Source organism: Nocardia higoensis (genome assembly GCF_015477835.1).
GTDB classification, from domain to species: domain Bacteria; phylum Actinomycetota; class Actinomycetes; order Mycobacteriales; family Mycobacteriaceae; genus Nocardia; species Nocardia higoensis_A.
This window is the reverse complement of the sequence record NZ_JADLQN010000001.1, coordinates 772,555-785,952: the sequence shown is the minus strand read 5'-3', so window position 1 is coordinate 785,952 and position 13,398 is coordinate 772,555. Positions and strand designations below refer to the sequence as shown.

Sequence of the window (13,398 nt, the reverse complement as noted above, 5' to 3'; positions counted from 1 at the left end):
CCACCCGATGGCCACCGAACTCACCGAGACGCGAGCCCGCCAACTGCGCGCAACGCTGACGACCGTCTGTGCCACAGCAGGTCTGGACCCAGACGGCGCGACGCTGCTCCGCTACACCAACAACGCCGTCTGGTCCCTGCCGAAGCAACCCATCGTCGTACGCATCGCCTACGGCCCGCTCGGTATCGCCCGCGCCCCACGTGTGGTCACCATGGCCCGGTGGCTCACCGACCGCCGAGCCCCCATCCCCCAACTCGTTCCCGGCATCGACCAGCCGTTCATTCTTGGCGACACCGCCGCCGCCACCCTCTGGCAGCGCCTCCCCGGCGCCGCCACCCGATGGACCGCACAAGACCTCGCCCACCCCCTGCGGCAATTCCACGCACTCACCCCCGATGACACCGAACTCCCCCGATGGAACCCGTTCACCGCCGCCCGCCGTCGACTGCACGCCGCCGACCCCGTACTCCCGGCCGACGACGTGGCCTGGCTCACCGAGCAGTGGGAAGAGAGCGAACACGACTACCGGACCCTCGACCTGCCCATGGGGATCATGCACGGCGACGCTCACACCGGAAATCTGCTGCGCGACAACGACCGCACCGTCCTGTGTGATCTCGACAGCACCGGAATAGGCCCCACCGCATGGGATCTCGTGGTCACCGCCGTGGACGACCAACGCTTCGGCCGCGACACCTACCCCGAGCTCGCCGCCGCCTACGGTCGCGACGTCACCACCGAACCCGCATGGCCCACCCTGCGCCGCATCCGCGAGCTCAGCCTCGTCACCAGCGTCATCGCCGATCTTGCCCGCCGCCCGGCAGTCGCCGCCGAACACCGCCGCCGACTCGACGACCTGCGCCACAACCGCCCTTACAGATGGACTCCCTACCGGTGAGCCGATTCAGCAGCGACATGTCGTATCGGCATCGTCACCGACCTCTGAAGACGCATCGCCTCCGAGTCGTCCGCACAAGTCGACGATGCGGGCAGCGATCACACACCACGGAAATCGATGTGAACGACTCGAATGTTCACATCGCGCTCATCGACGGTGACATCGCGCAGCATCACCTTCCCCGCCGATGAGGTGAACCATTCCTGTGCATGAAGTACATTCGGTGACGATTCCAGTGGAGGCCCAGCGATCGTCTTCTGGAGGTAGGGTGGGTAATCCTTCGCAAGCGTCGTGGCGAATCGGGATTGCTCCAACATCGGAACGAGATCGCCGGGCGACACCTCGACCGCGATCCGATACCTCCGGTCACGAATGACCTCCCGCTCGACCAGGAGTATCTTTCCATCCGTAGGAAGAACCCATTCGCCGTACTCGCTGGCCTCCGCCACCAACGCCGGATCGGTAGACGCCTCGATGTCCGGAACCATGGCCTGGTCGATAGCGCGATCGACGGCGCGACCGCACCCGCCGATGGCGAGCGAGGCGACGACGAACAGGACCCCAGCGAAGACCATCACCACCCACCACCTACCCACTCGCGGTAGAGCCTCTGCGCGCGCGAGCGCGCCCGCCCGCACTGCTTCCCCGGCCCTTCCGGTCGGGGGCGGCCAGCGCCGGCATCCAATACTCCGGCGGCTGCGGAGCGCTGCCGTGGACGTCGACGTCTTCGGCACTTCGGCTGGCCCAGCAATCAGGCATGGTCATGCTGGCAAGCGCGGCCCGACCGGACCGAAGCAAGTCTGCGGGCAGCTGGTCATAAGTAGGATGGTTCAGCAACAGTGGATAGGGGCCCATACTCGTCGGCAGGAGTTTCAAGTGCCGGGTCCTGCTGATGACCTGGCAGTGCGCAGCAAACTGAAACACCGCTGCAGGCCGGCCAGCTCCCAGCCACACGATCCGGTCACCAGGCTGTGAGGTTCCCCCGCTTTCTTGGAGGGCTCTGAGCATGGTCCGATAGGGCCAGGAAGGAGCCCCACGTGGCAGCACCGAAGAAGTATCCGGACGAGTTGAAGGCCCGAGCGGTTCGGCTGTATCAGGACTCGGACCCGAAACCGACGGTCCGGAAGTTGGCCCAGCAGTTGGGCGTTCATCACGAGGCGTTGCGCACCTGGATCCGCCAAGCGGATGCCGGCCGGCGTCCGGAACCGGCGGCTGTGGATCTGGCCGAGGAGAACAAGCGGCTGCGCAAGCAGGTCGCCGAGTTGGAGCGGGTCAACGACATCCTGCGTTCTGCGAGTGCGTATTTCGCCTCGGAGCTCGACCAGACCCGGAGGTGATCGTGCGCTTCGTCGAAGGCAGCTCGCACCCGGTCGAGCTCGTATTGCGGGTACTCGGCATCGCGTCGTCGACCTACTACTGGTGGCGTAAACGCCTGCGGGAGCCGTCGGCGCGGCAGATCGCCGATGAAGAGCTGCTGGCCGAGATCGTCGATATCCATACCAGTTCCGGCGGCACCTATGGCTCGCCCCGGGTGCATGCGATGCTGGCCCGGCGAGGGATCGCGGTCGGCCGTAAACGGGTGGAGCGGGTGATGCGCGGCGCCGGGTTGCAGGGCGCGTTCCTGCGGAAACGGTGGCGGATCGGGTCCACGCGGACCGATCCGCGGGCAGCGCCGGCACCGGATCTGGTCGAACGCGTCTTCACCGCCGATCGCCCGAACCGGCTGTGGGTGGCGGACGCGACCCGCATCCCGTGTGGTCAGGGAGCGTTTTGGCTGGCCGCGGTGCGGGATGCGTTCTCCAACCGGATCGTCGGATGGAAGACCTCCGACCGCTGCGACACCGAGATGGTCCTCGGCGCTGTCGAGTATGCGGTCTGGAGCCGCGACATCCACGATGGCGAGTTGATACATCACTCCGACCGCGGGTCGACCTACACCGCTATCCGGTTCGCGAACACGTTGGCCGACAACGGTATTGCGCAGTCGATGGGGTCGGTCGGGGATTCCTACGATAACGCGTTGATGGAGAACTTCTTCTCCACGTTGAAGACCGAACTGGTCTATCGCCGGTCCTGGCGGACCCGGGAGGAGGCCGAGAACGCCCTGTTCGCCTACATCGACGGCTGGTACAACACCCAGCGCATTCAGAAGAAGCTCGGCTGGCGATCACCCGACGAGTTCGAAGCCAGCTACCATCACCGAGTTCCAGCCGAAAGCTGGTAATCCGCCCTCCAACAATGCGGGGGAACCTCAAAGGGAACAGGGACGCTGGTGTTGTACAGCTCCCGAACACGATCTCCGATCAGTCGACCTGTCATGCCGATCTTGACCAGTCCGGGCATCTTCTTATTGGTCAGTATGTAAACGAAACCTGTTGTACGGCCGGTCATGTCATTTCCCCAATTCGGCGGACAAGACTATTCCTCACCGGCGAGTGCCGGATCGTCATCGATGAACCGCTCCAGCGCTTCGGCGGTCTCCCGGGTCAGCGGGTCGTCGCTCCCCCGCAGAAGCAGTAGATCCTCGTACAGCTCGCTCAAGCTGTTCTGTGCTTCCGCACGATGCCCAGCAAGCGCGAGCAACCGCCCGAGAGCCAGTCTCAGCTCGAGCGCCATTTCGCTGCCATCACTCTGCGTCGCCCGCACGTCGCCGAGCACCGCGCGCATCCCGGACAGGGCCTCGGTGAGTTCGCCGAGCTCGATGCGGCAGTCCGCGGCGAACTTCCGGCATTGGATCGTCAGCTCGTCGGCGAAGCCCTTCACCCGGGCCGACGCCGCGGCGAGCACATCGAATTCCGTTCTCGCCTTACGGAAATCACCACCGATGAACCGAGCGAGTGCGACGTCGAACCGCAGTTCCAGTACCCGTGGACTGTCGGCACCGAAGGCGTGGCCCGCCGGTTCGAGGACGCTGCCGAGGACATCTGCCGCCTGTAGCGCTCGGCCCTCTCCGATCAGGTCACGGTACTCGTTCAATTGATGTCGCAGCCGCTGCTCGAGCACCTCGCCGTTGATCGGAGCGGTGGCGGGCAACGCTCCTTGGAACCGGGTGACAGGCGCTTCCTGCTCGGCACGCAGCGGCGCGTTGGGGCGCCGGAAAACAGCGGTCGGATCGGGCACCTCGGCCAGGCGTTCATCGCCCGGTTCCACCACCGACCCCGGCGGGGGCAGCAGTGGCAGCAAACGTTCGTACACCTCGGCGGCGTCGCTCGGTCGCTGTTCCGGTTCCTTGGCGAGTAGGTCCAAGACCAGCCGGTCCAACTCGGCCGGTATCTCGGCACGCAGTTCCCTGGGCGGAACGGGCGTAGTGGCGGCGTGGTGGTGCAGGACGATCGGCGCCGTGCCGCCGAACACCGGATGCCCGCACAGCATTTCGTAAAGAATGCACCCGAGCGCGTACAGGTCGGTGCGCGGCGTGGCCTTGGCCCCGATTGCCTGCTCCGGCGACATGTATGGCGCCGAACCGAGAAACGCTCCCGTCATGGTCAGCTTCGGAGTCCCCGCCGTGAGCAGCGCGGCGATGCCGAAATCGATGATCTTCACGGTGCCGTTCGGCGTGACGAGGATGTTGTCGGGTTTGAGATCACGGTGGACCACCGGCAGCGCGTGCGCGTAGGAGAGCGCGGTGGCGATCTGCGCCGTCACCGCGACCGCCCATTCGACCGGCAGCGGGCAACCAGGGGTGAGGTAGGTCCGCAATGTGCCCGCGCCCTCGACGAGTTCCATCACGAGGTATACCTCGCTCAGATCAGCGTCGAGGACCGCGTCGTATACCTGCGGCACGCCGTGATGCCGGATCTGCGCGGTGATCCGGGCTTCACGACGGAACCGTTCGGCGAACTCGGCGGCATCGGCATCCGAGTGGATCTGGGTGAATCGAATCGTCTTCACCGCGATCTCCCGGTCGAGCACGGTGTCGTACCCGCGCCAGACCGATCCCATCCCGCCGAACCCGATCTCTTCGATCAGGTCATAGCGCATACCGACGCGCCGAGCCGGCATCGTCTACCCCCTGCCTTCCCTCGACGGCCGCACCGCCGGCGCCTATACCTCGGGCAGTCCGTGCCGCCGCCCGAGCAGCCGGAACGCCGCTGTGCGGGCCTGCCGATCCAGGTCCTTCTTGAACTCGTTGTCCCGGGCGAAGTACCGCTCACCCAAGTCGTTGAGGGTATCGAAGTGTTCGACCATCTTCTCGGCGAACACCTTGTCGAACACGACGCCGAAGTCGTCGACATTCTTGTTCGCCAGGCGCGCCTGCTCCACCTGCGGCTCATCCATGGCGGCCTGGAACGGCACCGCGAGGTGTTCCTCGGAGAACTCCGTGCCGTACCGTTCGTTGAACCGATCGACCAGCGCGGAAAGCAGCGACTTCTCGGGCTCCTTGGCCGGTCCGGTGCCGTCGCCGAACCCCCGCAGTTCCTGCGCGCCTTCCGGAGCGAGTCCGAGGTCGTGTTCCCCGGTCTGTTCGAGCCGGAGATGGCTCAAGTCGACTTCACCGATGTCGATGCCGCCATCCGCCCGTCGCGGCAGCCGGTTCAGCAGGTGACGCCCGTACAGGTGCAGCAACTCGAGATCGGGATCCTGATAGGGCACGATCTGCGCGAGGAATCCGTACTTGCGGACGTAGTCGTTGAGGTCGGCGCGGAACGACTCGGCGAGCGCGACATCGTCTTCCTCCTCGCTGTCGAGGAACACGACGAACCGGTCGACCGCCGGCGCCAGATGCCGATACAGCTCGGCGTGCAGCTTGGCCCACTTCGCCGCAGATCCGGCTGCCTTGCGCTCGGCGAGGAGATAGGCGACGGCGAAATCCTTCATCTCCTGCGTGATCAGGATCGGCGCGGCCATCGCCCGGTCGCGGGCGACGTAGAGCAGGTTCGGATCGGTCGGCAGGGTGAACGCGTCCTCGTAGTACGGCGCGAACGACTCCTGGATCTTCTCGGCCTCGTTGACGAAGTCGAGCACCACCAGATCCTGCTGCGACTTGCCTTCGCGGGTCCGGTTGAGTCGCGACAGCGTCTGCACCGCGGCGATGCCGGTGAGCGTCTTGTTCACATACATCGTGGTGAGCAGCGGCTCATCAAACCCGGTCTGATACTTCTCCGCGACCACCAGGATGCGGTACTCCCGCTGTCCCTTGCCGCCCGCCTGGGTCGCGCGGTCGTCGGCCCGCGTGTACCGGAACGCCTTGGGCAGTGCCGATTCGGCGAGCCCACCGTTCTCCGACGACTCGGTGACTTCCACACCGTCGACCTCCAGACTCCCGGAGAAGGCCACCAGCACACCGACATCCGGATACTTGCGGTCGTACTCCCGATCCCGCAGATACTTCTTGATCGCCCGCGCCACCGCGACCGCGCTCTGCCGGGACGCGGTCACCACCATCGACTTCGCCCGGCCACCGAGCCGCCCACGAGTGTGCGCGATGAAGTGCTCGACGATCACCTGCGCATGCTGATCCACCGCGTAGGGGTGCATGAACGCGAACCGCGCGAGCAAGCTCGAGGCTTTGGCCTCGGGGACCTCCACATCGGCGGGATTCTGATTCACCAGCCGGTAGTAGGCCTTGTAGGTGACGTAGTTGCGCAGCGGGTCGAGGATGAACCCTTCCTCGATCGCCTGCCGCATCGAATAGGTGTGGAACGGCCGGTACTGGGCGCCGTCGGCGGTACCGAAGTTCTCGAGCGTCTTCGCCTTCGGCGTCGCGGTGAACGCGAAGTAGGAGATATTGGCGGCCTTCGCCCTGGCCGCGGCCTTACCCCGCAGGTGTTCATCGAGTTTCGCCTCGACCGCGCCCTGATCCTCATCGTCCGCGTCGAGCCCCATATCGCGCAGCGCGCTCCGCACCGCCGCGGCAGCGTCACCGGACTGCGAGGAATGCGCCTCGTCGATGATGACCGCGTAGCGGCCACCGGCCAACTGGGTCTGCTCGCGTCGCAGATAGTCCAGCAGCGCCGGGAAGGTGTGCAGGGTGACGGTAATGATCTTGCCGCTCTGCGAGTTCAACGCCCGCGCCAGCTGCTCGGACTTCGGTCCCGACTTGTCGTCGATCTTCACCACCAGGCCGGACACCTGCTCGAACCCGCCGACCGTGTCGCGAAGCTGAGAGTCCAGATTGCGGCGGTCGGTGATGATGATGACCTTGTCGAAAACCGGCACACCTGGCAGCAATCCGGCCGTCCGCGCCTCCGGGGCCAGGTTCTCCAAACGCTCGGTGTGCAGGTCGCTGAGCCGGTGCGCGAGCCAGCCGATGGTGTTCGACTTGCCGGAGCCGGCCGAGGCCATCACGAGGTAGTCGTGCCCGGCGCCGTGGGTCGCGGCATGGGCGGTGAGCTTCTTGACCACATCCCACTGGTGGAAGCGCGGGAAGATCGTCGAGCGGGTCGCCTTCCCGCCCGGCCCCTTCTTCTCGGTGGTGTGCACGAAGCGTTCCAGCAGGTCCAGCCAGTTGTCCGGCTGCCACACCTGCTCCCACAGATACGAGGTCGCGTACTCGCCTTCCACGGTGGGGGACGGATTGCCCTTGCCACCGGCATTGCCCGGCCCCGCCGAACCGGTGTTGAACGGCAGGAACACCGTCTTCGCCGCCCGCAGCTGGGTGGTGACGAACACCAGGTCCGGGTCGACGGCGAAGTTGGCGATCACCCGATGCTTGAAGATTAGCTCGGTGGGGTCACGGTCCTCGCGATACTGGGACTTCGCTTCCTCGACGCCCTGCCCGGTCAGCGGGTTCTTCAACTCGGCCGTGGCCACTGGAATGCCGTTGAGCAACAGGGCGAGATCCAGGCGCGGCCGGGAAGCGCCGGGCTTCGTCGCATACGGCAGTTCACGAACGACCGTGAGCTGATTGGCTTTGTAGGCGTTCAGCACATCCTCGGAGCCGACGAGGTTCGGCTTGAAGTAGGCGACCCGGATGAGAATCCCTTGGTCCTTCACCCCTTCCCGGAGGACTCTCACCAGCCCCTTGGCGGCCAGCTCATGCCCCAGCCGCTTTGTGAACCCGAGCTGCGCCGCATTCGGATTGTCCCCGTAGGTGGCGACCAGGTCGTGCCACTCCGACTGCTGGGTCTGCGCGATGAAGGTCAGCAACTCCCCCACATCGAGGCCGAGGTCCGCCTTGTACTCGTGCGGATTCCCCTCCCGCCAGCCGTTCTCCACCATCGCCGAGATGATGGCCTCCCCGAACGCCTGCTCACTGTGCACGGACATGGTTCGCTATACCCCCTGGGTGAGGTTTCGCCCGGAGGCGGTGGTGACGTCGAATTTGCCGGTCACGGCGGCGGTGATAAGCGCTTGGCGACGCTCGGCCAGGAGGCCGATCTGGGCCGAGCCTCGATCAACTAGCCGCGCCATCTGCGACCAGGCAGCCGCGTGATCCTCAACAATGCGCCGCTGCGCTAGCAGCGAAGGAATTGGAACCCGAGCAGACTTTACAACATCAAGGTTGATCATCGACCTCGTCGAACCTCTCCCTTCGACAGCGGACGCACCTATCGGAGAAGAGAGGACCGTAGCAATGAATTCTGGATCTCCTTGAGAATTCAGGCGCATTCGAAAGCATTTACCCTTAACAATCGACAACCCCAGATCGGGAGCCACACACGCGCGGCCCGCATGATTCTTGGCATCGCCGAGTCCTGCAATGAGCACGTCACCGGCCTGTACAGCATACTGCTGGAACCGTTCAAAAATCGACATCGGTACTCGCGCCTGGTCATCTGTCCTATATTCGGCGAATCCGATATTACCCAGCCGAACTACGGCAGCACCCTCATCCGAGTAGTCCGAGCTAGAGAACGCGCTTCCAAACGGACCGTCAGTAAGACTGTCTATGATCCGCCGCAACGGAAGTATTGGCGAGCCTGACCGATCGATGAGTTCCTGAAAGTGGGACCAGCGACGATCCTTCAAGAGAAGTATTTGCTTTTCACGTGCTTTCATTAGCCGGTCGATTCGGGAGATTTCGGCGTCGAGGAAGTCGGCGATGCGGCGCTGCTCCTCCAGCAGAGGTAGCGGGACCGGGGCATCACGAAGGCGATCACGGTTGAGCTCTATCTGATTTGTAGCTCCAACGACCAACGCTGCAAAGATGTAGTCGCGAAACACTTCCGAGCGCATCCAGTAATAGGCAAACCGTGGATGCAGTTCAGTTGGATCAGTACGGACTACCGTGACGTGCCCGTCGGCCACACAGGGAACTTCATCAGGCGATCCACTGAAGTAGCCGATCCGCCCGAGGGTGCCGGTTCCAGTGGAATTGACCAGAACGTCACCGTTGACCAAATGCCCCTTCAAGCTCTCCGGATCTCCGAGATAATTGTGAAATCGGCAACGATCCCATTTCAATCCGGATTCCTGATTGGCTGCTTGACTTACCATTCGCACTGGCCCATGTTCGACATATTCAGGTGCCGTGCCTCGATTCACCAGCACTGTGGCCCGCTTCATCGGTGACGATTTCCAACCGATGGGAAGATCGACACCCAGTACTGAACTCACTGCGTCACCTCGCCCAAAAGGCTCTGGATCTCAGCCTCCAGATCCTTCAACTCCGAGTCGATCTCTGCTATTGGTCGAGGTGGCGTATATACATAGAAGTGCCGTGTGAATGGTATTTCATAGCCCACTTTGGTCTTGGCGTGATCGATCCACGCATCAGGAACGTGAGGCAGGACCTCGCGGTTCAGATATTCATCGACGTCTTCAGTCAGCGGAACATTTTCGAAATCGCGCAGGTCAGGATCCGGTTCGGGGGCGCCCTTCACCAACTGGATCTCACCCTCCGCATCTCGCGTGCCAACCGCTTCACGGAAGACTTTGGCGAAAGGCGCACCGCTGGGCCACGTTTCACCAACGCCGACGACGGCATCGCGCATCGCGGACACAGCGTCGGCCTTCGTCTGCCACGAAGACCCGACCAATGGCGTGAGAAGGACACGGAACGCGTCGGAGTCGCCGTACAGCTTGCGGACCGGCGCCGAGGCGGCCAGCTTGTCCAGACCTTCGCCGGTGAGCTCGAACCGCAGTTTCAGTGGTCGTTCCACGGTGATGCGGCGGTAGCCGAAATCCTCGTTGGCGAAGACCTTCACCTTGCCGTGCAGCGGGTGAGTCGGGTCCTTCGCGACCGTCAGCGCTTCACCGTACAGCTGCGTAATTTCCCGAATCTGCTCGTCGCTGATCTGCTTACGCTTGTCGCCCATCGACTTGCGCATCTTCACCCAGTAGTCCCGCGCGTCCAGCAGTACCACCTTGCCCTGGTGATCGAGCTTCTTCCGGTTGGTGAGAATCCAGAAGTAGGTGGAGATGCCGGTGTTGTAGAACAGCTGATCGGGCAGTGCGACAACGGCTTCCAGCCAGTCGTTCTCGATGATCCAGCGGCGGATCTCGGACTCGCCGGACCCGGCGGCGCCGGTGAACAGCGGGGAGCCGTTGAAGACGATGCCGATCCGGCTGCCGCCCTCGCCGAGCGCGTTCACCGGCTTCATCTTCGAGATCATGTGCTGGAGGAACAGCAGCGAGCCGTCGTTGATGCGGGGCAGGCCGGCGCCGTAGCGGCCGGCGTCACCGAGGTTGGCGGCCTCCCATTCGACGTCGTCCTTGATCTTCTTCCACTCCACGCCGAACGGCGGGTTGGCGAGCATGTAGTCGAACTTGGTGTTCTTGTGACCGTCGTTGTCGTCGAGGGAGTTGCCGAGCACGATGTTCTCGGAGTCCTCCCCCTTGATCATGAGGTCGGATCGGCAGATCGCCCACGATTCGGGGTTCAGTTCCTGCCCGTACAGGTCCACCGTCGCCTGCGGGTTCAACGCGGTGATGTGGGCTTCCGCGGAGCTGAGCATGCCGCCGGTGCCGCAGGCCGGGTCGAGGACGCGGCGGACCACGCCGGGCATCCCGAGCAGATCGGCGTCGGGCGCGATCAGCAGGTTCACCATCAGTTCGATGACTTCGCGCGGGGTGAAGTGCTCACCGGCGGTCTCATTGGACTGTTCGGCGAAGCGCCGGATCAGTTCCTCGAACACGTAACCCATCTGATGGTTGGACACCACCTCCGGGCGCAGGTCCAGGTCGGCGAACTTGCCGACCACCTGATAGAGCAAGCCCGCCGCGTCGAGTTTGCGGATCTGCTGGGCGAATTCATACTTCTCCAGCACCTCGCGTGCGTTCTCGGAGAAGGCGCCGATATAGGTGATCAGGTTCTTGGAGGCGTAGGTCGGATCGGCGGCGATCTTCTTCAAGGTGAGATCGCTGGTGTTGTAGAACACCGCGCCGGCCGCCATGGTCAGGAACTTGTGGACGTCGAGATCTTTGCCGGCCAGCGACTCGGCCTTGGCGAGGACCGCGTCCCTGGTCGGGGCCAGCACGCACTCCAGGCGTCGTAGCACCGTGAACGGCAGGATCACCTTGCCGTAGTCGGATTGCTTGTAGTCGCCACGCAACAGGTCCGCGACCGACCACGCGTGGTTGGCCAGCTCGCTGTGCTTGCCGGTGTTCACTCACTGCCTCCTCGAGAATTGCTCATGTCTTCGTTTCTCGCGCTGTCCGCGGCCGGTTCGAGCGCACCGGCGACGAGACCGGTGGTCACCACCTCGGCGATCTGCTCCACGGCCGCACCGGCTCGCGCCAATGCGGCCCGTAGTTGGTGCACGTCGCGGAATGCCGCGCCGTACCGCTGTTGCTGGGCCAACGGCAGCAAGGGTATTCGCGTTCGCTGCAGGGCGGAGTGGATCAGTGTCGTGCCACCGGAAGCGACGTCGTCGAGACCTCCGATGAATCCGGCGACGAACCAGGGGTCCAGGCGTTGCGGGTCGGTGCGGACGAGCTGCACGTTCGGGCCGAGTGCGAGTCCCGCTTCTTCGGGGCCCGCGATGCGGAAAACGTGGCCACGGGATCCGCGCACGGTCGGCACCAGGATGTCGCCGGTCTCGATGTCGATCGTCGGACTGTCGGAATCCACCTTGACCTTGCCGGATGCCGGACTATCCGTGACGATGTCGCGGCCGGTGATGGCGGGCCGGAATTCTTCACCATCGGATGCGGTCGATCTCGACGGTTGAGCACGCACGATGCGCGCGGCTCCGCCCGACGCCAGATCGGACATGGTCGCGGTCCGCCAGGTCGCACCCGAGATCCCCGTGACCCGGCCGACGGACTCGGACGCATGGGTCAACTCCGCGATGGAAGCTCGGAGCCGGGAGAGTGCCGTGTCGGCCTCGTCGGCGACGATGCCCGGGTCGATCGCCAACTTCACCCGCGGGCCCGGCGATAGGTCGACTTCCTCGTCGAGCAGGTCGACGACCCTGACGACGGTCGACACATTGGGCTCTTCGGCTTCGGCTGATCGCCCCGTGATGAACGCTGCCCACACGCGCCGCACCGTATCGGCGACCGGCGGCCAATCGACCGCGTCGCCGGCGCCGCTCTGCGCGAGCTCGCCCACGGCTGTGTCGACCAGCAGCACGCTGTCAGGCACCGCTGTGTCGGGGTCCGGTTTCGCCAGGATCCAGATCTGTAGATTGAGGCGCGTCCACAGGAGCTGTGGAAGTCGCGGTGGCAGGTTGACGACAGCGCGAAGCACTCCCGCTCTCAGCAGCGAACCGCGAACTCGTCTCGCCGATGCCTTCGAGGCGGCAAATGCCGGAAGCAGCAGAACGGCGAGGCCGCCGGGGCGCAGGTGCGCGAGTGCGTGCTGGACCCAGGCGAAGTCCGAATCCGTTCGTGCCGGCAAGCCGAACGCCCAGCGTGGATCGTCGATATGCGCCCTGTCCGAACCCCAGTCCCGTCCGCTGAGCGGACTGCATAACACGGCGTCGGCTGCCAGGTCAGGGAAAGCGTCGTCGTGCAGACTGTCTCCGAGGGCGATGGTCGCATCGACCCCGGTTTCGGCCGGCACCGCCAGACGCGCCAAGGCAGCCTGGGTTTCCGAGATGTCCTGACCATAGAGTTCTGTGGCGCCGCGCGCGGCAGCGGCGGCGAGTAGCGAACCGCCCCCGCACGCAGGGTCGAGCACCCGGACCAGTCCGGCCCCCAGCGGTTCGAGGAGATCGGCCATCAGGGTGGCGACCGGCTCGGGCGTCCGGTAGAGGCCGACGTTCTGTTCACCGCCGTGCGCGTGGTCGGCCAGGACCTGGAGCGCCGCACGCGGCCCTTCGACTTCGGCGGCACGCGCCAATGTTTTCAACACATCGGATACGTCAGCTGTGGTCGCGGCCTCCGACAGCACCCAGCCGGATTCGGACGGTGTCAGCCCGGCGAGCAGCCCCTGCGCGTCCTCGCTGGACAGCGACGAGCGCAACTCTGTCTGCAACGAAAGAGTCGGGGTATCGGCGGCGTCCTGGCCGCGATCGGCTAACCACGCTTGCACTGCGTTCCAGTCGAACACGGGACGGAACTCGGTGCCGCCGACCGGCTTCGGGAAGTCCTCGTGACGTTTACGCCAGTTGCTCACGGTCGCACGGGTCACGCCGACCAGCTTGGAGATTTCCGTGGCTGTCACGGGTGGA

Annotated in this window: 10 protein-coding genes; 3 read left to right on the top strand and 7 right to left on the bottom strand. The window is 64.6% G+C overall.

What is annotated here, in order from left to right; translation table 11 throughout:
* Positions 1-7 precede the first annotated feature (7 nt).
* Positions 8-898: an aminoglycoside phosphotransferase family protein gene (locus IU449_RS03515; RefSeq protein ID WP_195000508.1), complete on the top strand. Its 891-nt coding sequence runs from the start codon at positions 8-10 to the stop codon at positions 896-898.
* A gap of 98 nt (positions 899-996) precedes the next feature.
* Here the strand turns inward: IU449_RS03515 and IU449_RS03510 are convergent, their stop codons facing one another.
* Positions 997-1,479 (bottom strand): hypothetical protein, encoded by a 483-nt coding sequence (locus IU449_RS03510; protein WP_195000507.1) that lies wholly within the window; start codon positions 1,477-1,479, stop codon positions 997-999.
* A 456-nt stretch (positions 1,480-1,935) separates the two neighbouring features.
* Here IU449_RS03510 and IU449_RS03505 point away from each other — a divergent pair, with 456 nt between their 5' ends.
* Together IU449_RS03505 and IU449_RS03500 are read left to right on the top strand one after the other, a co-directional pair.
* Positions 1,936-2,235 (top strand): transposase, encoded by a 300-nt coding sequence (locus tag IU449_RS03505; protein ID WP_195000506.1) that lies wholly within the window; start codon positions 1,936-1,938, stop codon positions 2,233-2,235.
* Positions 2,236-2,237: 2 nt separating this feature from the next.
* Positions 2,238-3,122, top strand: coding sequence for an IS3 family transposase (locus IU449_RS03500; RefSeq protein WP_195000505.1), 885 nt, complete (start codon positions 2,238-2,240; stop codon positions 3,120-3,122).
* Here the strand turns inward: IU449_RS03500 and IU449_RS29775 are convergent.
* From IU449_RS29775 to IU449_RS03470, 6 genes are read right to left on the bottom strand one after another with little or no spacing between them, the layout of a single operon-like run.
* Positions 3,095-3,289, bottom strand: a complete 195-nt coding sequence (locus IU449_RS29775) for a GIY-YIG nuclease family protein (protein ID WP_195000504.1) — start codon at positions 3,287-3,289, stop codon at positions 3,095-3,097. The genes IU449_RS03500 and IU449_RS29775 overlap by 28 nt on opposite strands.
* A 27-nt stretch (positions 3,290-3,316) precedes the next feature.
* Positions 3,317-4,900, bottom strand: coding sequence for a serine/threonine-protein kinase (locus IU449_RS03490; RefSeq protein ID WP_195000503.1), 1,584 nt, complete (start codon positions 4,898-4,900; stop codon positions 3,317-3,319).
* 42 nt (positions 4,901-4,942) lie between these two features.
* Positions 4,943-8,107 carry a type I restriction endonuclease subunit R gene (locus IU449_RS03485; RefSeq protein ID WP_195000502.1) on the bottom strand — a complete coding sequence of 1,055 codons (3,165 nt, stop codon included), beginning with the start codon at positions 8,105-8,107 and terminating at the stop codon, positions 4,943-4,945.
* 6 nt (positions 8,108-8,113) lie between these two features.
* Entirely contained in the window at positions 8,114-9,397 is a 1,284-nt protein-coding gene (locus IU449_RS03480) for a restriction endonuclease subunit S (RefSeq protein WP_324188070.1), read from the bottom strand.
* A complete protein-coding gene (locus tag IU449_RS03475) occupies positions 9,394-11,391 on the bottom strand; it encodes a type I restriction-modification system subunit M (RefSeq protein ID WP_195000501.1) in 1,998 nt (665 codons plus the stop codon). The genes IU449_RS03480 and IU449_RS03475 overlap by 4 nt, the downstream gene beginning before the upstream one ends.
* On the bottom strand, positions 11,388-13,391 hold the full coding sequence (locus IU449_RS03470; RefSeq protein ID WP_195000500.1) for an N-6 DNA methylase: 2,004 nt from the start codon (positions 13,389-13,391) through the stop codon (positions 11,388-11,390). The genes IU449_RS03475 and IU449_RS03470 overlap by 4 nt, the downstream gene beginning before the upstream one ends.
* Positions 13,392-13,398 lie beyond the last annotated feature (7 nt).

Coding starts and splice junctions, on each gene's coding strand:
- IU449_RS03515 (WP_195000508.1), top strand. CDS start 8: ATGGCCACCGAACTCACCGAGACGCGAGCCCGCCAACTGCGCGCAACG.
- IU449_RS29775 (WP_195000504.1), bottom strand. CDS start 3,289: ATGACCGGCCGTACAACAGGTTTCGTTTACATACTGACCAATAAGAAG.
- IU449_RS03490 (WP_195000503.1), bottom strand. CDS start 4,900: ATGCCGGCTCGGCGCGTCGGTATGCGCTATGACCTGATCGAAGAGATC.
- IU449_RS03485 (WP_195000502.1), bottom strand. CDS start 8,107: ATGTCCGTGCACAGTGAGCAGGCGTTCGGGGAGGCCATCATCTCGGCG.